This window comes from Prosthecobacter sp. (genome assembly GCF_044236155.1).
GTDB lineage: Bacteria > Verrucomicrobiota > Verrucomicrobiia > Verrucomicrobiales > Verrucomicrobiaceae > Prosthecobacter.
In genome coordinates this window covers 31,867-52,595 of record NZ_JBIIHA010000031.1, presented here as the reverse complement: position 1 = coordinate 52,595, position 20,729 = coordinate 31,867, and the positions used below count along the sequence as shown (strand labels likewise).

Genomic DNA, 20,729 nt, shown 5'->3' with positions numbered 1-20,729 from the left:
GGCGATGTGCATCCGCACGCCACGCGCTTCTTCCCGCCCGAACAGGAACTCATCGCCAGCACCGACGAACGCTTCCGCCCCGTGAACGCCCGCGTCGGCCCCGAAGGTGCGCTTTACCTCGCCGACATGTATCACGGCATCATCGAGCACGTCATCTTCATCGTCCCGTGGCTCACGAAGCAGATCGAGCAGCGCAAATTGTATGAAGGCAACGACCACGGCCGCATCTGGCGCATCGTGCATGAGAACGGGATTAAGCGGGAGAAATGGAGTGATGGAGACTTGGTGAAAATGCTCGGCCATCCGAATGGCTGGCAGCGAAACACGGCGCAACGGCTGCTGGTGGAGCGTGGCGAAGACATCGGAGATCCAAATCGCTTTGAAACGCCGCTGCATCGGTTGCATGCGCTTTGGACGCTCGAAGGCATGGGCAAGCTCAAGCCAGAGCATCTTCAAAAGGCCGCCAAAGATGCCGATTCGCGTGTTCGAGCGGCTGCAGCACGGCTTGGGGCCGAAATCGCTCTCAATGAGGAGCCGGATGCCAGCGTGCGACTTCATGCTTTGCTCTCACCGAAGCCGCTTCCGGTCATCGTGGAGCATCTCACACGTCATGAAGATGATTTGAGCCGCATCGCAGCCATGACGACGATTCATGGTAAAGAGATCGCTTTGCTGGAGCTGTTGCTGAAATGGCCGCAAAGCACCGCGCATCGCGTGGAGACGCTCAAACTGCTCTCGCAGCTCGCGTGCATGGATGGCAAGGCGGAGGTCATTCTCGCGAAAATGGCCGAAACGGTGGTTTGGCAGCGTGAGGCCTTGTTGGATGGTTTTCTTGCTTCACAGGTGAAAGTCACGTTGAAGGTCAAACCAGCTTTTCTCGATGAGATGGCCTCGAATCGTGACATCGCGGCTCGCGAGCGGCTTCAAAGGCTGCGCACGGCTCTGAGATGGCCTGGCGCGGACGTTTTGCCAATCACAACCCGAAAGCTCAGTGAGGCCGCGAAGAAGCAGATCGAACGCGGTGCGGCGGTGTATCAAAGTGTCTGCGGCCTCTGTCATCAGCCCACGGGCTATGGCGTGCCGAATGTGGCACCACCGCTGGCGGAAAGTTCGTGGGTCACGGGCGAGCCGGAGCGGCTCATTCGCATCGCGTTGCATGGCTTGTATGGCGAGATCGAAGTGAACGGTCAGAAATGGAACCTCGCCATGCCGGGTCAGGGTATGAACCCGCTGCTCGACGACGCGAAGCTCGCCGATGTGCTCAGCTACATCCGCAATGCGTGGGGAAATGAGGCCGAGCCCATCGCCGCCGCCCAAATCGCCGCCGTGCGCGATCAAACGAAGGACCGCAAAATGCCCTGGACCGCTGACACGCTGCTCCAGGTCGATGTGCGTGGCGAAAACGCACTTCAGCCGGATGCCGATGGCGTTTTGACGCTTCCCGCGAGCGCGGCGAAGACCTATGGCCAGAAGCTCGCGTATCGGCCATCGCTCAATGTGCTCGCTCCGTGGCGCATCGAGACGGATGTCGCTGAATGGATGATCCAGGTGCCTGCTGAGGCCGAATACGAGGTTTGGGTGACGCTTGCCGCCGATGACGCTTCCGCAGGCGACGCTTATGTCATTGAGGCCGAGAGTGCGAGCGTGAAAGGCACGGTGAAGTCCACAGGGGGCTACGAATCATTCGCGGAGCAGTCAGCCGGCACGCTGAGGCTGAAAGCCGGCGTGCAATCGCTGCTGATGCGGCCGGACGGCGCTTTAAAGCAGGAGCTGGCGGATGTGCGGGCGGTCCGGTTGAGGCGAAAGTGAGCGGCAGGGTGGAATACTCGCGCTCGCGGGTTGCGGGGGTGGATTCTCCGGTCTATCTCGGCGGGTGGACGACACCGACTACAAAGTCAAACTTGAGATTTTTGAAGGCCCGCTGGACCTGCTGCTCTACCTCATCAAAAAGGAGGAGATCGACATCTACAGCGTGTCGCTGGAGCGCATCACGAAGCAGTACTTGGAATACATCGACACGTTCAAGGCGCTGAACATCGAGCTGGCGAGCGAGTTCATCGTGATGGCGGCCAATTTGATGTACATCAAGAGCCGCGAGTTGCTGCCGAAGGATGTGCAGCCGCCGGAGGAGGACGCCGAGGAGGGAGATCCGCGCTGGGAGCTCATCCGCCAGCTTGTGGAATACAAGAAGTTCAAGGAGGCGGCCCAGTTCCTCGGTGTTCAGGAGGTGAAGGGTGATGAACTCTTCGTCACCACGCCGGAACTGCCCGACCTGGAGGCCCCGGTGGTCGGCATCGGCCAGGTGGGCATCTTTGACCTTATCCGCGCCTTCCAGCGCATCCTGAAGCGCTTCGAGAACGCGAGCGACTTCCGCGAGATCGTCAATGATCGCTACACGGTGGCGGACAAGATCGAGCACCTGCTCAACATCGTGCCGGTGGGCGGTCGCGTGAAGTTCGAGGAGCTGTTCAGCACCGCCGCCAGCCGCGGCGAGGTGATCGTGACCTTCCTGGCGATGCTGGAACTGATCAAACTCAACCACCTGCAGGTGGAGCAGGAGCAGTTGCTGGGGGAGATCGTGGTGGTGCGGCCGGAGGTGTGAAGGACGGGGCGGGGTTCTGGCTGATTGCGGAGGGCTAATGAGGAAACCCGAATGGCGAATGACGAATCTCGTCATTGAGGCTTCGGCATTCAGTCGTCATTCGGAATTCTGCATTCGTCATTCCCCCGCTCACTTCCCCTTCGCCACAGCAGGTGCCGACGGCGGAGACGTGCTGACGCGCGTCAGTTGCGTAGATTTGCTGAGCAGCCAGAACAGGCCGCCGATGCTGCCGATCAATGCAAACGTGGCCAACACGGTCCAAAGGCCGGGGAGAAGCGGTTTGCGGAAGCGGCGGCGTCTTGCCATCGGGAACTGTGACACGGCTTGCCGCATTCTGCCAGCGCGGCTATGATCGAAGATGCTTCCCTGGCTGAACAACGACCAATTTCCGCTCTACCTGGCTCCCATGGCCGGGGTGACGGACGTGATTTTCCGCCGTCTTTGCAAGGAACAGGGAGCGGACGTGATGGTGACGGAGTTTGTCAGCGCGGAGGGCATTCTCCAGCGTGACGACCGCACGCGGCACTACACGGACTTCGATGAGGAGCAGCGCCCACTCGGCGTGCAGCTTTTCGGCTCCGATGGCGTGCGGATGGGCGAGGCAGCGCGGAAAATCATCGACTGGAAGCAGCCAGACTTCATCGACATCAACTTCGGCTGCCCGGTGAACAAGGTGGTGGCGAAAAACGGCGGCTCATCGCTGCTCAAAGACTGCCCGTTGCTCGCCAGCGTGGCGCGTGAGGTCGCCAAGGCGGTGCCGATCCCTGTGACAGCGAAGATGCGCATCGGCTGGGACGCGAATCATGTGAACGCCGTCGAAGTGGCGAAAATCCTCGAAGACTGCGGCATGCGGGCCATCGCCGTGCATGGGCGCACGCGGGCGCAGGGCTACACGGGCCTAGCCGACTGGGATGTGATCGGCCAGGTGGCCGATGCGGTGAAAATTCCCGTGATCGGCAACGGCGACATTGCCAGCGGCCAGGATGTGGAGGTGCGACGCGCTCAGACGAACGTGAAGGGCATCATGATCGGCCGTGCGGCGATGGCGAACCCGTGGGTGTTCAAGGAGGCGAAACATTACCTCGCCACCGGCACGCATGCGCCTCATGCCAGTGTGGAAGAGCGTTTCAATTTCATGCGCCGCCATTGTCAGATGGCCGTGGAACGCAACGCGCACATGCAGGAGTTGCAAACGCTGCGCGCCATGCGCAACCGCCTCATGAATTACACGAAGTCGATTCCCGGCGGTAAATGGCTGCGCCAGCGCTTCAGCACCATCGGCAGCATGATGGAGCTTGAGGACATCTTTGCCGCGTATCTCGACCATCAGGCCGCGCACATCCATGAGCACGCGACGAACGACGAGGTGTGATGCGAATCACTTCTCGAAGACACCCTTGAGCCATTCATCGACGACCGGCGTGGCGGGATAGGAAGGATCGCCCAACTTGCGGTTGATTTCCGTGTGGCCTGCGAGGCCGCGGCCTTCAAAGCCTTTCACGACCGCAGGCGTGTCCGCCTTGCGCAGGGCTTCGCCGAGCGCTTTCGACTGCGCGGCGCCGTCCTCGCGCTGCACATGGAGAATTAGGAATGACGGAGAATTCGGCGCGGCGGCGTGAAAGGTGGGAGAGAGAGCTTTTTGACGCTCAGGATCGGTGCCGAAGGCCTGGATGTAGGTGTCGAGCATGAAGTCACCGCCTTCGGCGATCTGGCGCGGCACGTTGTAGCAGGCGCCGTCGAGCGGAATCACGCCGCGCAGCGATTTGGGGCCAAGTCCGGCCTTTTTCAGGTATCGCATGTCGGTGCCGACGAGAGCGGAGAGATGTGCTCCAGCGCTTTGGCCCATCAAGACGACGCGGCTGTCATCAAAGCCGAGTTTTTCGGCGTTTTTGACGAGATACGCGATGGCGTCCGCGATGTCCTGGGCCTGATCCTCTACTTTGCAGTTGGGAACGAGGCGGTAGCCGATGGACGCAAAAGCATAGCCCTGCGGCAGGTAGTGATCCGCCTTTTCACCCGCAGAAAGGCTTTTATCGCCACGCTTCCAGCCGCCGCCGTGGACATAGATGACGAGCGGTGATTCCGGGGCCGAGGGCTTCCAATAATCGAGCTTTTGCAGCGGGTCCGAGCCGTAGCTCATCTCCACCTTGCCGCCTGCGGTCATGGCCGACTGACGGCGTTTGGTGAACAGCTCGCGCAAGCGCCCGCCAACCTGGGCATGGGCGGGCACGACGGAGAGAAGCGCGAGGAGAAGGACAAGGGATCTGTGCATGAGGGCGAAATTGGGAGAATCATGAACTGAAATGCCTCCCGCGAGCCGTGGTTCCACAAAATCTTTCATCATCGGGATTCATTCGCCACGCTCTGGAAATTGGTTTTGCGCGGCACGAGGGACAATGGCACTGACTGACTCCCCCTCCTTTTCCCGAACTTACCCCATGACGTTTTCCAATCCCTGGTTCCTCGCCGCCGTCGTTGGCGTGCTCGGCCTGTTTCATCTCGAATTGATCGCCACGTTTTTAAATCTGGCGCAGTTCCGACATGCGTTGCCGGAGCGGCTGAAGGCGATCTTTTCCGAGGAGACGGTGCAAAAGGCCGCAGAGTATGCCGCCGCATCATCACGGGTGGATTTGCTGCGCAGCGCGGTCTCGCTAGCGGCGTTGATCGCGTTCTGGTGGGGCGGCGGATTCGACTGGTTGCAACGCTGGAGCAACGCGTGGGGCTGGGGCGAGCTCAAAACCGGCGTGGGTGTCATCGGACTGCTGATGTTCGCCCAAAACGTGCTGGCACTGCCTTTCGATGCCTGGGACACGTTCAAAGTGGAGGCGGAGTTCGGCTTCAACCGCACCACCGTCGGCACGTTTATCTCTGATCGTGTGAAGGGACTCGTGCTCACCGCTTTGCTCGGCGGGCCGCTGCTGGCGCTGGTGCTGTGGTTCTTCCAGACGCAGGAACTCGCGGCGCTGTATGCGTGGCTGACGGTCGCGGGTTTCAGCATCGTGATGGCCTGGCTGGCTCCGCGACTGCTCATGCCGCTGTTTTTGAAGTTCAAGCCGCTCGAAAATGGAGCGCTGCGCGAATCGTTGCTCGCCCTGGCGGCGCGTTTGAAGTTCCCCGTCGTCGATGTGTCGGTGGTGGATGGATCGCGCCGCTCCAGCAAGGCGAACGCGTTTTTGTCGGGCTTCGGCAAGAACAAGCGCATCGCCCTTTTCGACACGCTGATCGAAAAACACTCGCCTGCGGAGCTGGAGGCAATCCTCGCTCACGAGATCGGCCATCACAAATGCCGCCATGTGCCGAAGCAGCTCGTGCTCGGGCTGCTGGAGACGGGGTTGCTGTTTTTTCTCCTCCACGCGGCGCTGCAATCGCCCGCCTTCTTTGCCGCCTTCGGGGTGATCGGCAAGCCGCTCGGCCTCGGCCTGGTGCTGTTCAGCCTTCTTTACTCCCCTGCCAGCCTGTTACTCGGCATGGTCACCAGCGCGTCGAGCCGGAAGCATGAATTTGAGGCCGATGCCTTCGCCAAGTCTGCTTGTGGAGGCCAGCCGCTCATTGAGGGCTTGAAAAAACTTTCCGTGGACCACCTTTCGCATCCCAACCCGCATCCACTGACCGTTTGGCTGCATTATTCACATCCGCCCGTCGGCCAGCGGCTAGCGGCGTTAGAAGGCTGAAGAATTTAGTCCCCATGGAATTTTCGCACGTTTGATAAATAAGCACTTCCTTTGGCGTAGCCTCACACAACACCCCAAAATCCATGAAAAGCCCTCTGCGAGCTTCTCTCCTCACCCTCGCCATCACCTCCATTCAATTCGTCGCCCAGGCCAACCCGCCTGCAGCGCAAGCTCCTGCGGCCCCGGTCGCGGCTGCTCCAGCGCCCGCACCGGCTGCTGGCGTGGATTTCATTCGAGATGTGCAGCCGATCTTCGAGAACAAGTGCCTTGAGTGCCACAATCCCAACAAGGTCAAAGGCAAGCTCCTCATGGACACGGCGGCGGCCTTGCTCAAAGGCGGTGACACCGGTCCAGGCCTCGTCTCGGGCAAGCCAGACGAGAGCGAGATCATCAAGCGCGTCGTGCTGCCGAAGGATCACGATGACATCATGCCTCCGAAGGGCGGACCGCTCGCGGTGAACGAGATCGACATCCTCAAACGCTGGATCGCCGAAGGAGCGAAATGGCCCCAGGGACTCACGCTCCAATACAAAACACCCGAGCAGCGCAAGGCTATCGCCGAGCTTCAGAAGAAGCTGCCGACCCTGAAGAACCTGCAGATCCTGCCGGAACGCTACTCCTTGGAAACCAAGCGCGATTACCATCGTGTCGTCGTGCTGGCCACCTTCCAGGATGCCACCACGAAAGACGTCACCGCTGCGTGCGACCTCAAAGTTGCGGACAGCAAGGTGGCCGCGCTTGACGGTCTCACATTGAAACCAGTGGCAGACGCGGGCAGCACGGAAATCATCGCCTCCATCGGCGGCCAGACTGTGAAAGCGCCGGTGACCGTCAAAGACGGCATCAAGGACCGTGCGATCTCCTTCCGCCTGGATTGCATGCCGGTGTTCATGCGCGGCGGGTGTAATCAAGGCGGCTGCCACGGCGCCGCCCGCGGAAAGGACGGTTTCCGCACCTCACTTTTCGGCATGGACCCCGCCGGTGACTTCGTCCGCATCACCCGTGAGATGCCAGGCCGCCGCATCAACCTCGCCATCCCGGAGGAAAGCGCGCTGATCGAAAAAGCCGTCGGTGCCGTCCCGCATTCCGGCAACCAGTGCTTTGAGCCCGAGTCGGTTTACAACAAGATCCTTCTGGAATGGATTGCCGCCGGTGCTCCGGATGACAAGCCTGATGTCGCCAAATGCACAGGCATCGAGGTTTATCCGAACCAGATCGTCATGGAGGGCAAGAACGCCACCCAGCAGATCACCGTCCGCGCCACCTACTCCGACGGCACGGACCGCGACGTGACGAACCTGGCCTTGTTCATGTCGAACAACGACCCCACCGCCACCATCAACAAGGACGGCCTTGTCACCTCTGGAGATCGTGGCGCGGCCTTCATGCTGGCGCGCTTTGATGTTTACTCCGTCACCTCCCAGGTGCTCGTCATCCCTGACCAGCTCCAGTATGAGCGCCCGAAACTGGCCGAGGTGAATTACATCGACCAGCTTGTGAACGAAAACCTCCACAAGCTCCGCATCCTGCCCTCCGGCATCTGCACCGACGAGGAGTTTGTGCGCCGCGCCTTCATTGACATCGCCGGTGTCTATCCCGAGGCCAACGACATCCGCACCTTCATCGCGGACAAAAATCCCGACAAGCGCGCCGCCTTGGTGGACAAGCTGCTTGAGCGCAAGGAGTTCACCGAGCTGTGGGTGATGAAGTGGGCCGAGCTGCTCCAAATCCGCTCCTCCATCAACAACAACCAGCCGCCCTTCTACAAGAACGCGCTCCTCTACTACAACTGGCTCTCCGAGCGCATCGGCAAAAACATCCCGATCAACGAGATCGTCATGGAGTTGCTATCCTCCACTGGCGGCACAGTGAGCAATCCGGCCGTGAATTTCTACCAGACCGAGCTCGACCAGCTCAAGCTGACTGAAAACGTGGCGCAGGTCTTCATGGGCATGCGAATCCAGTGCGCCCAGTGCCACAACCATCCTTTCGACCGCTGGACGATGGACGACTATTACGGCTTCAAGGCCTTCTTCGCCCAGATCGGCCGCAAACAGACCGACGACCCGGCCGAAGTCATTGTTTACAACAGCAAGGGCGGCGAATCCCGCCATTTCCTCACCCAGGCCGTCATGAAGCCCAAGTTCCTCGGTGGCGACACGCCTGAGATGAAGCCCGGCGAAGACCGCCGCAAGGTGCTGGCCGAATGGATGGCCTCACCGCGCAATCCTTTCTTCGCGCGTAACATCGCCAATATCATCTGGTCGCACTTCACCGGCGTCGGTGTCGTTGAGCCGGTCGATGACGTTCGTGTCTCCAACCCGCCGTCCAATCCTGAGTTGCTCACGGCTCTGGCGCAGCATCTCACCGACTATAAATACGACATGCGCAAGTTCGTGCGCGACATCTGCAACTCGCAGACCTACCAGCGCAGCACCAAGGTCAACGAGACCAATGCGGGCGACCACAAAAACTTCTCCCACGCCCAGGTTCGTCGTGTCCGGGCCGAGATCCTGCTCGACTCCATCTCGCAGATCACCGAGACGCCGAACAAGTTCCAGGGCCTGCCCCTCGGCGCCCGTGCCGTGCAGATCGCCGACGGCGCTGTGACGAACTATTTCCTCACCACCTTCGGCCGCGCCAAGCGCGAGTCCGTCTGCTCCTGCGAGGTGAAGATGGAACCCACGCTCTCCCAGGCGCTCCACCTGATGAACGGGGATGCCGTCAACGACCGCATCAAGCAGGGCCGCGTCGTCGCCAAGATGGTTCAAGAGAAGAAGAGCGACCGCGAAATCGTCGAAGACCTCTTCCTCCGCGTCTTCGGCCGCATGCCGAATGACAAGGAATGGACCTCGGTCCAGCAGGCTCTCGCAGCCGACCCCGGCGGCCGCCAAATCGTCCTCGAAGACCTCTTCTGGGCGCTGCTGAACTCCAAGGAGTACTTCTTCAACCACTGATCTGAGACGCGATCTTCAAAAGGGCGTGCCGAATCACCGGCGCGCCCTTTTTTGTGCCTCAAGCATCACTTGATCCCAGGCATCAGCTTCGTGATCGGCTTCGCCAGCAGCAGCAACACGACGCCAGAGATGCCTGAGGTGATCACCACATCCATAAATCGTGCAGGCATCTGCGCCGTCGCATCGCCGGTCACCTCACCGGCGAGCAGGCCGGCCAGGATGTTTCCAAGCGCGCTGCCGAGAAACCAAATGCCCATCATCTGGCCAGTCAGGCGCGGCGGTGAGAGTTTGGTCACCGCGCTCAGGCCCACCGGACTCAGGAAAAGTTCCCCCAGCGTGTGAATCACCACCACCGTCATCAGCCAGGTCGGCCAGACCGGGCCGGTGCTCAGCGCACGTTGCGCTGCCCATGATGCCACGGCAAACCCAAGCGCCAGCATCAGCAGCGACCATGAAACCTTCGTTGTAAGCGAAGGCGAGCGGTCACTCCGCGCCAGCCACGCCCACAATCCGGCCACCACGGGAGCTAGCGCAATCACGCACAACGGATTCAACGCTTGGATCCAACTCGCAGGCGCCTCCCAGTCGCCGAATTGCCGCACGGTGAAGCGTTCCGCGAAAATGCTGAATGACGATCCCACCTGCTCAAAACCCGCCCAGAACAGCGCCGAGGCGCAAAACAGCACCACAATGACGACCAGGCGCTTCAACTCGACCGTCGTGAGCCCGGCAAACAAAAACGCCCAGAGGAAATAAAGCAACGCGACACCGCCGATGATCCACGCGGTCCATTGCGCGAGTTTTTGCGCGTTGACCGGCACCACTCCGGCCACGCACAGCGTTGTCAGCACGACCACCGCCACCAACGCCCCCCAGAACAGCATCCATTCACGCCGCACATTCTGTCCCTCATGATGCAGGCGCTCTCCGACATGCGCCACATGCCGGTGCGTGACTTTGAACTGCACCAGGCCGAGGAACATGCCCGCCGCCGCTGCCGAAAATCCCCAACGCCAGCCGATCTCCTCCCCCAACCAGCCACAGATCAACTGACCGAGAAACGCGCCCAGATTGATCCCCATGTAAAACAACGTGAAGCCCGCATCACGACGCGCACCGCCCTCGGGATAAAGCTGGCCCACCAGCGCGCTCATGTTTGACTTCAAGAGCCCCGACCCAAGCGCCACGATGACCAACCCGATGAAAAAGGCCTCGGTGCGGTGGATGCCCAGCACCAAATGCCCGATGGCGATCGTCACGCCGCCCCACCACACGGCCGACTTCGCCCCCATCAGCCGGTCCCCGGCCCAGCCACCCGGCAGCGCCACCATGTAAACCAGCGCGGTGTAGAGGCCGTAGATCGCCGCCGCCATCTCATCCGTGAGCCCCATGCCTCCACGCTTCACCTCCGCCACCATGTAAAGCACCAGCAGCGCACGCATGCCGTAGTAGCTGAAGCGTTCCCACATTTCCGTGAAGAACAGCGTGTAGATGCCGCGTGGATGGCCGGTGGGTTCGGTGGTCATGGCGATGAAAGGCCGCCATCCAAGACGAAATCCGCCCAAAGCGCCAGCGCTTCCTCAGCCCGCCGTCACGAGTTTCGCCTTGAACTTCACCATCGCGGCCTGGATCAGCGGATCATTGTAAAAATCATCGCCCACTTTCGCGGACTCTGGTTCTTTTGCCGCGGCAGGCTTGGGAGCATCTTCTTTCGGCGCTGCTTTGGCTTCGACTTTCGGTTCTGTTTTCGGTTTGGCCGCTGCTGGCGCTTCATCCAGCAGGCCCAGCCCGATTTCCGAAAACGCAGGCGCTTTCAGGCTCGCGTCGAGCACGAGTTCAAACTTCATCGCCTGTCCCAGGAGTTCCTGGGCCAGCCCTTCGAGAAAACTCAACTGCGCAGGCCGCATGAGGCTGTCGCGGGCAAATCCTTCCGTGGTTGGAAAGCCGACCTTGATGATCTTGCCCGTGATGCCGAGCAACGATGCCGCCTGCAGCCACGAAACTGCCAGCGGGCGTCGCTCCTGCAGCAGGCTCATCAATTGCGGCCAGAAATCGGCCGTGCCGACGGCAGCCTTGGCTTCCGTTTCGGGTTCCTTGACCACCGGTGGGGCCGCTGCGGCCACAGGCGCGGGTTTTTCTTCGCGCACGACGGTTTCCACCCGGCGCACAGGCACCGGCGCTTGGGCTGTCTCCACAGCCCTCACCGGCGCCGGCTCCCGACGCGGCGGTGGGGCGACTTGCGGCCTGGGGGCTGGCTTGGGAAGCCCGGCGGTCGTTCCACCATCCAGTGCTTCAATCACATCGCTGATGGAAACTTCGTTCAGGCTCTGCACCGCCGCGATCACACCAAGTTCAAAGTGCAGACGCTTGTTGCTGGCCCAGCGCATGCGTGAGTCCACCTCCGCCAGACCGTCCACCACCCGCAGCAACTGCTCCGTGGTGCCCATCTGCGCCTGGACAGCGATCTCCTCGATCAACTCGGGGCTCAAATCTTCCGACGCAGCCTCGGGATCGGCCTGCTGCACCAGCAGCGTGCGGAAATGCTGGATCAGGTCGCCCAGCAGCCGGCCCAGGTCCTTCCCTGCCTCGTTTTGATCATAAACCGAGCGCAACGCCCCCACGGTGTCGCTTTCCAAGATGCTGCGCGCCAAGCTCGCCACCGCCTCGCCCGACGTGAAGCCGAACACGTCCAGCACATCCTGCTCCGTGATCCTCTCGCCGCAGAAGGCCACGAGCTGGTCCAGCATCGACTGCGCGTCACGCATCCCACCTTCCGCGCCCTTGCCGATCGCATAGGCGGCTTTTTCATCAAGCTGCACGCCTTCGAGATCGGCGATGTGCAGCAGGTGCTTCGCGATGATCGCGTTCGGGATGCGGCGCAGGTCAAAGCGCTGGCAGCGGCTGATGATCGTCGGCAGGATCTTGTTCGCCTCCGTGGTGGCGAAGATGAATTTCACATGCGGCGGCGGCTCTTCCAGCGTCTTGAGCAGCGCGTTGAAGGCCCCGGCGGTCAGCATGTGGACCTCGTCGATGTAGTAGATTTTGAACCGGCAGCGTGACGGGGCGAACTTCACGTTGTCGCGCAGCTCACGCACCTGCTCCACGCCGTTGTTACTCGCGCCGTCGATCTCCAGCACGTCCATGCAGCGCCCTTCGGCGATCTCGATGCTCAGCTCGTCATCCGGATCGAAATCAATGGTCGGCCCGCCCTTCGCGCACAGCGCCTTGGCGAAAATGCGCGCCGTGGAGGTCTTCCCCGTGCCACGCGGCCCCACGAACAGGTAGGCATGCGCCAGACGGTTCTGCGCGATCGCATTCCGCAGCGTGCGCACGACGTGTTCCTGGCCGAGAACATCGGCAAAAGTCTTGGGGCGATACTTGCGGGCAAAAACTTGGTAACTCACGGCGCGGAGGCTAGCGAAGCGTGCCAGGGAAGCCAACGGAAGTTTGGCATCGCGAATCTTTCACTTGCTCACGCTCCACGACAATGTGCTGCCCATGCCGCGACTGGAGCCTTTGTAGCCGTTTCCAGTGAAGCTGCCGCTAAACTTGCCGGAGAAGGGCGTGCTGTGTCCTTTGGCGCTGGAGGTGCCGCTCATGCTCATGGAGATGGTGCCGGAGCTCAGCTCCACATCCCCGGAGATCGACGCTCGCGCCGTGGCGGTGATGCCGCCTGCGGAAACCGTGTTGCTGTAGCTGCCGGTGACTTTGCTGCCGGTAACGGTGATGCGGAGGCTGCCGCGACCGCCCAACGAACCGCTGAACGTGCCCTGCATGCCGCTCATCTCGGCGATGGCCTTGTCGAGCGCGGGAACGCCGTCACGTTGCAACACGGCCACCAAGCGGTCCACCATGCCCGCGTTGGCGGGCAGGCCCTTGGCTTTCAATTTGCCGATGACCGTCTCGCGCAGCTTGAGGGTGTCGTCGGTGGCTCCTTCGCGAGCTTTGGTCTCCTGCTTTGCCGCCTCTTTCTTCGCCGCGAGTTTTTTTCGATCCCGATAAGTTCGCGTTTTCGTCTCGGGCTCGGCGGCGGCGAGTTTGGCGGCCTTTTTGCCCTCAAGGACCTTATTGAGACGTTTCGCCTCGGTGAAGTCACCCTTCAAGACACCATCGGCCGCGCGTTGCGCGCCGACGGGCGACGCGCCGTTCTTGATGAGCTTGTCGTAGATCTCCTTGGAGCGCTCCTCGTTGGTCTTCTGCTCGCTGCGTGCGCTTTTGAGCTGCTCAAACAGTCCCTTGGCCGCGCCGACACCTTCGCCAATGGCGTTCCCCAGATTGGTTCCGCTTTGCTTGGCGGCGTCGTAAGTGATGGCCTTGCCCGCGTTGAACAGGCCGCCGAGCAGCGCCTTGCCCTTCATTTCCAAGTAAGGCTTCCAATCCTTCGGCGAGACCTTTCCGGCCTCGACATCCTTCTTGTATTGCTCAAAGGCTTCCTTCCCCGCCTGCGTGCCGATCTCGGCCATGCCACCGAAGCCGAGGCCATGCCAGAAGGTGCGTCCGGCCAGTTCCGCCTTCTCCTTGGTCCACTCCATCATGCCTTTCGGATCGCCCTGCTTCTTGGCCTCCATCTCCTCCTTGGCCTTGTGGTAGCCCTCGTAGATGCCATACGCGCCGAGGGCGAGGCCCGCGCCTTTTACCGCGCCTTTCATGAGCTTGCCGGCTGTGGCCGTCTTGCCCCCCGGTTCCACGGTGGTGACGGGCTTGCTGCTGCTGGAACCAGTCTTGGTCACAGGCTCCGCCGGACCGCGCACGGCCTCCGTCGCTGCTTTCGCCTTCGCATTGTAATCCGCCACCTCGTTACGCAACTGCTGTGCTTGCGTCTTCAGGCCCTTGGCCTCCAAATCAGCGATCTGAGCCTGCTTGGCTTGCACCTCGGCTGTTGCCGCAGTTTTGGATTTGATCTCGGCGGCATCCAAAATTTCTCGTGATGTCTTTTTCAAACTCGCCGCCTCCTCCGGACTGGTGATCGTGGCTCGCCCGGTTTTGATTTCCGCAAGTGTGTCGAGAATCTTCCCCGGATTTTTGACACCGTTTTTCGCAGCAATAGCCTCAACTGTTTCCGGGGCCAGTCCGGCCGAGTTCGCTGCCTTCATGGTGCCTTTTGCCATCACTTGCCCCTCAGGCGAGCCTCCAACCAGCTTCTCCGGTGCCGCATTCGTTCCGTGCAGGGCTTTCTTCGTGCTATCCAGAGTAGCAAGATGGTCTTTGAGCGGTCCTTTCTGCACCGCGCCGCCGGTTTCGGAAATATACGTCTCGCCATGCTGCGCGCCCACCTTCACCTGCGACTGATGGCCCGCGCTGCCAATGCGGTCCGTGCCCGGTGCCGCGTTCACCGTCATGCCAAACTCCGGCGCGGTCTCCAGCACGCCGCCGACGACCTTGACTTTCCCTGGCACCTTGGCCTTCGGGTCTGGAGGACCTTGGACGCCAATCTCATTGAGGATCTTTGCCGCCTTCTCCGTCGTGCGATACCCGCCGCCCGCGTCAAAGTCACCATTCATGCCGCGATGATTCGGATCGGTGATGGAAGTGCCCGCCGTCTGCTTCATGCCGTTGCTCGTGTTCGTCTGGCCGCCCATGACCTCGCGGTTGGCCTGCTTCATCACGCCCTCATGCACCGCATGGCGTTCGGCGGCGATCTGTTTGCTGGTGCTGCGGTGCGCGGCGTTCTCCGCCTCGATCTGCGCGGTCTTGGCCGGGCCGTCAGGAAGGCTTTCGAGCTGCTTCTTCGCCGCGTCATGCCGCGCACACTCCGCCTTCCAGTCAGAATCGACCTTGGACCACTTCTGCTTCAGTTCGGAGATGACTTCCTTCCGCGCAGCCTGTTCCTGCATTGAGATGCTTTTGTTCTCCGCGAGGTGGCGTTGCAGTTCCTTCCTCACCTGCGCATCGCGCTGCGGGCCGGGCGGCTGCAATTCGAGCGCCTTCTTGCGATACTCGAACCTCTTCTGCTCAGCGGCACGGCTGGGCAGCTCCGGTTCCGTGGACACCAGCACCTCACCCTGCTGCGCTCGTAAGTAGAACGCGCCGAGCAGCATGCTCATCATCACGAGGCGTCTCATGGCGCGCCTCCTTCCCATTCCGCCACGAGTTTGGCGGCGTAGGCATGCTCGGTCGTGCCCGGCTCCTCGAGCAACAACACATCACGAGCCTGCGACAGCGCCGCTTCGCGATCTCCCATGTAGTCCAGCATCAGCGCACGGCCCACCGCCAGCCCGGAAACCTCCGGATTGGCCGCAAACTGCTCCTCAAAGAAGTCCACGCCGCGAAACCCTTCGTCATTGGCCGCATACAGCGCACACAACCGCCCCACCACCTCCGCACCGGTGCGTGCAGGATCGAGCTCCAGTGTCCGCTCCAGCGCCGCGATCGCCTCCATGCCGCGATCCTGCTCCGCCAGCAGCATGCCCAGTTCCAGCCACGCCGCCGCGTGCTCCTCGTCCACATCCACGGCCTGCGTCAGCATTTTCTCCGCCATGGGCAGCGCGCGTTCGTCAAACGCCGCCAGTTCGCGATACAGCACGCCGGTGAGAAACCAATGCGCCGCGTTTTCCGGCTCCAGGATCGTGGCGGAGCGGGCGTAAGCAACCGCTTCTTCCAATTCGCTCGGCTCGGGTTCGCGATGAGGACTGTCTAGAATGGCAAACGCACGATCATGCCGTGCCACCGCCAGTTTCACGCGGTTTTCCGGCGAACCGTCCTCCAGCACGGTCTTCAACGCGGCCTCGTCGCGCTTCTTCACCTCGGTTGAAACCCACGCCGCCATCCCCAGCGGTGGCTGTGGACCGAGGATCATTGCATGCTCCACATCCTCCTCCGCGCCCGCCTCGTCTCCCAAAGCACGGCGCGCCTCGGCGCGGATGCGATACGCACGCGATTCCGACGGGAGCAGTTCAAGACACCGCGTCGCGTCGGCGGCGGCCTTCTCCGCCTCTCCCATCGCCAGCCAGCCGCCCGCCCGGTTGCGATACGCCTTCGCATGCTCGGGATTGGTTTTGATCGCGCTGTTGAAGTCCGCCATCGCCTTCTCGTGCTCGCCGAGGTTCAGCCAGGCTTGTCCCCGGTTGTTCAGATAAATGGCCGCCGAGGGGAACACCTCGAGCGCCTTGTTGAAACTCTCGATCGCCTCCTCGTTCCGCCCGTGGTTCAGCAGGAAAAAGCCTCGGTTGTTGTGGTAGCTCGCCATCCTCGGGGAGAGTTCCACCGCCTTGTCAAAAGCCTCCAGCGCCAGATCATCCTCGCCCATCAGATCGCACGCGGTGGCGCGGTTGAACCACGCCGCCCCAATATCCTTGTTCAATGAGATCGCCTTGTCCGCGTCCGCCAGCGCCTGCTCATAATCACCGAGGAACGTGAGCAGTTCCGAACGCTGGATGAAGGCATCGACATACTTGGGATCGAGTTCGACGGCCTTGGAGCAGTCTTGCACGGCCTTCTCCATCTCCTTCGTCGCCTTCCAGGTCAGCGCCCGGTTGAAGTAATGCAGCGTTCCCTTAGGATTCAGCTCGATCGCCATCGAGTAATCCGCCAGCGCCTGCCCATGTTTCCCCTGGTCGTGATAGGCCAGGCCGCGATTGTTGTAAGCCACCGAACTCTTCGGATCGATCTCAATGACCTTGCTGAAGTCCGCGATGGCACCGTCGAGCTGGTTCAGGCGCCAGCGTGACCGGCCGCGCCCCAGGTAGCCGCGCGCATCCCCCGGTTTCTGCCGGATGAGCTTCTCGTAGGCCGCGGCGGCCTCGCGCGCGTTGCCGCTGGAGAGCAGTTGATCCGCCGTCTGCCAGGCGTCCGCCGCCCCCGCCATGCGCCGTGCCAGCAGCACCAGCACCACGATCAAAATCACCCACAGCACGCGCCTCCAGTGATTGCGCGTTCCCAAAGAGTCGGTCGGTGGCGGTTGCTTCATGCGCGGTGCTCCTTTCTCAAAAGACTACACGCAGCCCCGCAGACTGCCGTTCGGCGCTTGCGATGCTCCAACCGCTTTTTGCGGCCTCCCACCTTGACCTTTCACCGCAACATGACCTCTTCTGGTGACGATAGACTCGACGGACGCCCCTCCCGCCTCCATTCGTCATTCGCCATTCCTCATTCGTCCTTTTCCCATGCTCCTCCCCCTCACCTCCCGCATCCTGCGCACCGTCGATCCGCTTTGCCTGGCGAAGATCGGCTGGAATTTCGGCTACAAAGGGGCGCGCTCGGTGATGCTGCACAAGCAGCGCATGAAGCAGGGCCAGTTCTTCCCGCCCTTCTTCTACATCTCCATCCTGAACTCCTGCAACCTCCGCTGCCAGGGCTGCTGGGTGGATGTCGATAAACCGCGCGAGTCGCTGAACCTCGACGAGCTGAACAAGATCGTGAACGACGCCAAGCGGCGCGGGAACGCCTTCTTCGGCATCCTCGGCGGCGAGCCCTTCATGCACCCGGAGCTCTTCGACTTCCTCGCGATGCACCCGGACGCCTACTTCCAGGTCTTCACGAACGGCCAGATGATCACCGAGAAAGCCGCCACCGCCATGCGGAAGCTCGGGAACATCACCCCGCTCGTCAGCATCGAGGGCACCGAGGTCGTCAGCAATGAACGCCGCGGCAAGACCGACGTTTTGACCCGCACCCTGCGCGGCCTGCAAAACTGCCTGGATGCCAAAGTCCTCACCGGCGTGGCCACCAGCCTCTGCAAGACGAACATCGACGACCTCCTCACCGAGACCTGGCTGCGCCGCCTCATCGACATGGGCGTGCACTACGCTTGGTATCACACCTACCGCCCCGTCGGGCCCAAGATCAGTGCCGAGCTCGCTTTGACGCCCGAGCAGATCACGCAGGTGCGCCGCTTCGTCGTCAACATGCGGGCGAAGCTGCCCATCGCCATCGTCGATGCTTATTACGACCACCAGGGCCAGGCGCTCTGCCCCATGGCGAACGGCATCAGCCACCACATCAGCCCCACCGGCGCCATCGAGCCCTGCCCCATCATCCAGTTCGCCAAAGAGAGCGTCCGCACCAGCGACGACCTCTTCGATGTCTTCACCAAGAGCGAGTTCCTGCGCGACTTCCGCCACATCGCCGCGGAAAACACCCGTGGCTGCATCGTCCTGGAGCGTCCCGACCTCGTGAAGGCCGTCGTCACCAAGCACACCGCCAAGGACAGCACCATCCGCCAGACCGCCATGGCCGAGATCGAGAGCATGACTCCGCGCACCAGCCAATGGCGCGAAGGCGAGGAGATCCCCGAAAAGCACTGGATGTACTGGCTCGCCAAAAAGTTCTTCTTCAATGACTTCGGCGTCTATCGAGGATTGGAGAAGAAGCGGGGGCGGTGAGGATCTCACTCGCCTTTCAGGCGGCACGGGCAGGGCGCACACGGCGCTTGCGAGCCACGGGAGACTTGGTCGCCCCGCCTGTCGTCTCCGGCGTTTTTGTCGCCTTGAGTTTGAGCAACGACTTCTTTCGTGCCTCAGTTTGCTCGCGAATCCATGCGAGATACTTTCTGAGATCGTAGTTGAACTCAGCGGCAATATCCGCCCGGGCGGCCCGGACTTCTTGAACAATGGGGTCAATCATGACTCTGGAGGGATGAGGAGTTCAGGGGTGCAAATGACGGGGATGTGCAGGTGATGGTAATTGCAATAGTCGATCAAATCCTTCTGAAGCACTGGGTTCGCCAGGTGAGTGCAATTCCAAGTCAACAAGTAGGTGATCCGATGGAGAATGGCGAGCGCAAGGTGCGTCGCATCCGCCTCTGCTTTGGGCGGTATTCGCAGGAGTTTGATCAGGTTGCCGGCCAGAGTCTCCGTCTCAAGCGGGATGTCCAGGTCGGGCAATGAATCCAAAAACATCATCCGACGAGCCACCGCCCCGGGGTCACCCCGAGATGCCTCGACGCGCACTAGCTGCGAGGTGTAGAGCAGAAAATGCTGTCTTTCCGTCTTCCACCAGAAGTGCGTTGCCTTCTGGTGCGATGCCATCGGCTCCTGGCGGCTCGGGTGAGCCCCCAGGTAGCTGGTCAATGTAAACCGTCTGCATCCTGCTGGATCATACACTCTCGTGGCTCGGCGTAAAGCAGCCGCGCCCGGTGTCTGGCGATCTGGGGCACGCTTTCAGGACAGGCCACCGCACCATCCGCCAGACCGCCATGGCCGGGATCGAGAGCATGACCCCGCGCACCAGCCAATGGCGCGAAGGCGAGGACATCCCCGAGAAGCACTGGATGTACTGGCTCGCCAAAAAGTTCTTCTTCAACGACTTCGGGGTGTATCGCGGGCTGGAGAAGAAAAAGGCGAAGTGAGGCGGTCTAACGACCCAAGCTCAGCGACTGCACTAGGGCGGCGCGGGGCCTGCCGGAGCGTAGCGGAGCAGGACAGTGACGCCCTGAAGCAGTTCGCTGCAGCGCTTGGTTAGGCGACGTTTGTGGCTGCGGAGTCACGGTATTGGGCGGGGAGACGGCGTTTGATGTAATCGCAGAGAGGCGTGAATTGGCGGAAACAGGTGAAGCCCATGCTGACCAATTCGGAACGGGTCAGAAAGTTGCCCGGCAGCACTGCAAGAAGAGAACTGCGCCGCGCGAATAGTGCCTCGAAACAGTAACCCGCGACCAAAGGGCTACGGTGCGATAGGTGCGCAAAAAGCTCCTCGTCAGGAACGGCAACGCTGGCTACGACCTGCTGTAGAGCAAGTAGCTCTGGGTAGACGATGGCACTGGGGCCGGCGGGACCGATATAGATGGCATCTGAAGCAGCCCAAAGCGGGAAGAATGAATGCAGCGAGCGGATAAGTCCGCACCGAATTGCGACGGAGTATGCAAGGCGCAGGAGCAATCGGGCAAAAGGTTTCACGGGAGACGCGCGGAGTCGCCTAACTTGAGGATCATTCACAAATCGTGCGGTTTGTCAGCTCCTTTATATGCGACGGATTGGTGGGAAAAGTACGGGCTGGAGCGTCCATGGGTGTTGTTTTCCCCTCCTATGTTGGAATCAGGCAACAAAAATGTGGATTTACACCCACATAGGAGGGTAAATCCCATGTGTGAATATTCCAAACCTTGAAGCATGTCTTGACCGAAGCCGTGTTTGAATGCCCGACACGTCCGATGTGGCAAAGCAAGGTAGTCCTCTCGCCCCGCGAGAGGAACTCAGCGTGAGGCGAGCTGAAGCGTTGGCTGATTTCGGAGCCTGCACTCATCGTGAATGCCTTGGGCTCATCTTGCGGAGCAAGATGGCTGCTTTGCTGGCGCGGGTTTCTCGCGCCTTGGATGCAACAAGCGGCTGGAGGCCGCGTCGTGCAAGGAGCGGGACTTGCCAAGTCCCGCCTTGAGGCTCTTGGCAAGCGCCTCTCCTTGGGCGGCGGTGCTGCTCGAAAAAATTCCTCTTCCCAAAAAAGCGCCGGTTTGATATTTTCCGCGCATTCCTGGAGGCGGACCTCAACCAGCCGCGCTCTCGCCCTTGAAGTCGCTCACGCCATTTCCTGTGCCTGGAACACGACGCCGAAGTGCGGACGTCGCGA

General features: G+C 61.3%; 16 protein-coding genes. 7 read left to right on the top strand and 9 right to left on the bottom strand.

Going from position 1 to position 20,729, the window contains the following annotated elements; genetic code table 11:
• Both ACILSE_RS20080 and ACILSE_RS20075 read left to right on the top strand, forming a co-directional pair.
• The coding region (locus tag ACILSE_RS20080) for a c-type cytochrome (protein ID WP_395719222.1) at positions 1-1,809 on the top strand (1,809 nt) is incomplete at its 5' end.
• A 64-nt stretch (positions 1,810-1,873) separates the two neighbouring features.
• Positions 1,874-2,602: a segregation and condensation protein A gene (locus ACILSE_RS20075; protein ID WP_395719221.1), complete on the top strand. Its 729-nt coding sequence runs from the start codon at positions 1,874-1,876 to the stop codon at positions 2,600-2,602.
• A gap of 129 nt (positions 2,603-2,731) precedes the next feature.
• Here the strand turns inward: ACILSE_RS20075 and ACILSE_RS20070 are convergent, their stop codons facing one another.
• Positions 2,732-2,908, bottom strand: coding sequence for a hypothetical protein (locus tag ACILSE_RS20070; RefSeq protein WP_395719220.1), 177 nt, complete (start codon positions 2,906-2,908; stop codon positions 2,732-2,734).
• A 52-nt stretch (positions 2,909-2,960) separates the two neighbouring features.
• Between ACILSE_RS20070 and dusB the strand changes: the two genes are divergently transcribed.
• Positions 2,961-3,974: a tRNA dihydrouridine synthase DusB gene (gene dusB / locus ACILSE_RS20065; protein WP_395719219.1), complete on the top strand. Its 1,014-nt coding sequence runs from the start codon at positions 2,961-2,963 to the stop codon at positions 3,972-3,974.
• A 6-nt stretch (positions 3,975-3,980) separates the two neighbouring features.
• On the opposite strand, the gene ACILSE_RS20060 is transcribed toward dusB, so the two are convergent.
• Positions 3,981-4,874 (bottom strand): alpha/beta hydrolase fold domain-containing protein, encoded by an 894-nt coding sequence (locus ACILSE_RS20060; RefSeq protein ID WP_395719218.1) that lies wholly within the window; start codon positions 4,872-4,874, stop codon positions 3,981-3,983.
• Positions 4,875-5,040: 166 nt separating this feature from the next.
• Between ACILSE_RS20060 and ACILSE_RS20055 the strand changes: the two genes are divergently transcribed.
• Both ACILSE_RS20055 and ACILSE_RS20050 read left to right on the top strand, forming a co-directional pair.
• Positions 5,041-6,273, top strand: coding sequence for a M48 family metallopeptidase (locus ACILSE_RS20055; protein ID WP_395719217.1), 1,233 nt, complete (start codon positions 5,041-5,043; stop codon positions 6,271-6,273).
• A gap of 83 nt (positions 6,274-6,356) precedes the next feature.
• The gene (locus ACILSE_RS20050) at positions 6,357-9,230 is read left to right on the top strand and encodes a DUF1549 domain-containing protein (RefSeq protein WP_395719216.1); all 2,874 of its coding nucleotides are present in this window, start codon (positions 6,357-6,359) and stop codon (positions 9,228-9,230) included.
• A gap of 65 nt (positions 9,231-9,295) precedes the next feature.
• On the opposite strand, the gene ACILSE_RS20045 is transcribed toward ACILSE_RS20050, so the two are convergent.
• From ACILSE_RS20045 to ACILSE_RS20030, 4 genes are read right to left on the bottom strand one after another with little or no spacing between them, the layout of a single operon-like run.
• The gene (locus ACILSE_RS20045) at positions 9,296-10,756 is read right to left on the bottom strand and encodes a peptide MFS transporter (protein ID WP_395719215.1); all 1,461 of its coding nucleotides are present in this window, start codon (positions 10,754-10,756) and stop codon (positions 9,296-9,298) included.
• Between the two features lie 54 nt (positions 10,757-10,810).
• On the bottom strand, positions 10,811-12,634 hold the full coding sequence (dnaX, locus tag ACILSE_RS20040; RefSeq protein ID WP_395719214.1) for a DNA polymerase III subunit gamma/tau: 1,824 nt from the start codon (positions 12,632-12,634) through the stop codon (positions 10,811-10,813).
• A 60-nt stretch (positions 12,635-12,694) separates the two neighbouring features.
• Positions 12,695-15,292, bottom strand: coding sequence for a hypothetical protein (locus ACILSE_RS20035; protein WP_395719213.1), 2,598 nt, complete (start codon positions 15,290-15,292; stop codon positions 12,695-12,697).
• Complete coding sequence (locus tag ACILSE_RS20030) at positions 15,289-17,136, bottom strand: tetratricopeptide repeat protein (protein ID WP_395719212.1); 1,848 nt, start codon at positions 17,134-17,136, stop codon at positions 15,289-15,291. The genes ACILSE_RS20035 and ACILSE_RS20030 overlap by 4 nt, the downstream gene beginning before the upstream one ends.
• A 196-nt stretch (positions 17,137-17,332) precedes the next feature.
• Between ACILSE_RS20030 and ACILSE_RS20025 the strand changes: the two genes are divergently transcribed.
• Entirely contained in the window at positions 17,333-18,550 is a 1,218-nt protein-coding gene (locus ACILSE_RS20025; protein WP_395719211.1) for a radical SAM/SPASM domain-containing protein, read from the top strand.
• Between the two features lie 16 nt (positions 18,551-18,566).
• Here the strand turns inward: ACILSE_RS20025 and ACILSE_RS20020 are convergent, their stop codons facing one another.
• Entirely contained in the window at positions 18,567-18,791 is a 225-nt protein-coding gene (locus tag ACILSE_RS20020) for a hypothetical protein (protein WP_395719210.1), read from the bottom strand.
• Positions 18,788-19,237 carry a type II toxin-antitoxin system VapC family toxin gene (locus ACILSE_RS20015; RefSeq protein WP_395719209.1) on the bottom strand — a complete coding sequence of 150 codons (450 nt, stop codon included), beginning with the start codon at positions 19,235-19,237 and terminating at the stop codon, positions 18,788-18,790. The genes ACILSE_RS20020 and ACILSE_RS20015 overlap by 4 nt, the downstream gene beginning before the upstream one ends.
• Positions 19,238-19,302: 65 nt before the next feature.
• Between ACILSE_RS20015 and ACILSE_RS20010 the strand changes: the two genes are divergently transcribed.
• The gene (locus tag ACILSE_RS20010) at positions 19,303-19,515 is read left to right on the top strand and encodes a hypothetical protein (RefSeq protein ID WP_395719208.1); all 213 of its coding nucleotides are present in this window, start codon (positions 19,303-19,305) and stop codon (positions 19,513-19,515) included.
• A 109-nt stretch (positions 19,516-19,624) separates the two neighbouring features.
• On the opposite strand, the gene ACILSE_RS20005 is transcribed toward ACILSE_RS20010, so the two are convergent.
• Positions 19,625-20,062 (bottom strand): hypothetical protein, encoded by a 438-nt coding sequence (locus tag ACILSE_RS20005; protein WP_395719207.1) that lies wholly within the window; start codon positions 20,060-20,062, stop codon positions 19,625-19,627.
• Between the last annotated feature and the right edge of the window lie 667 nt (positions 20,063-20,729).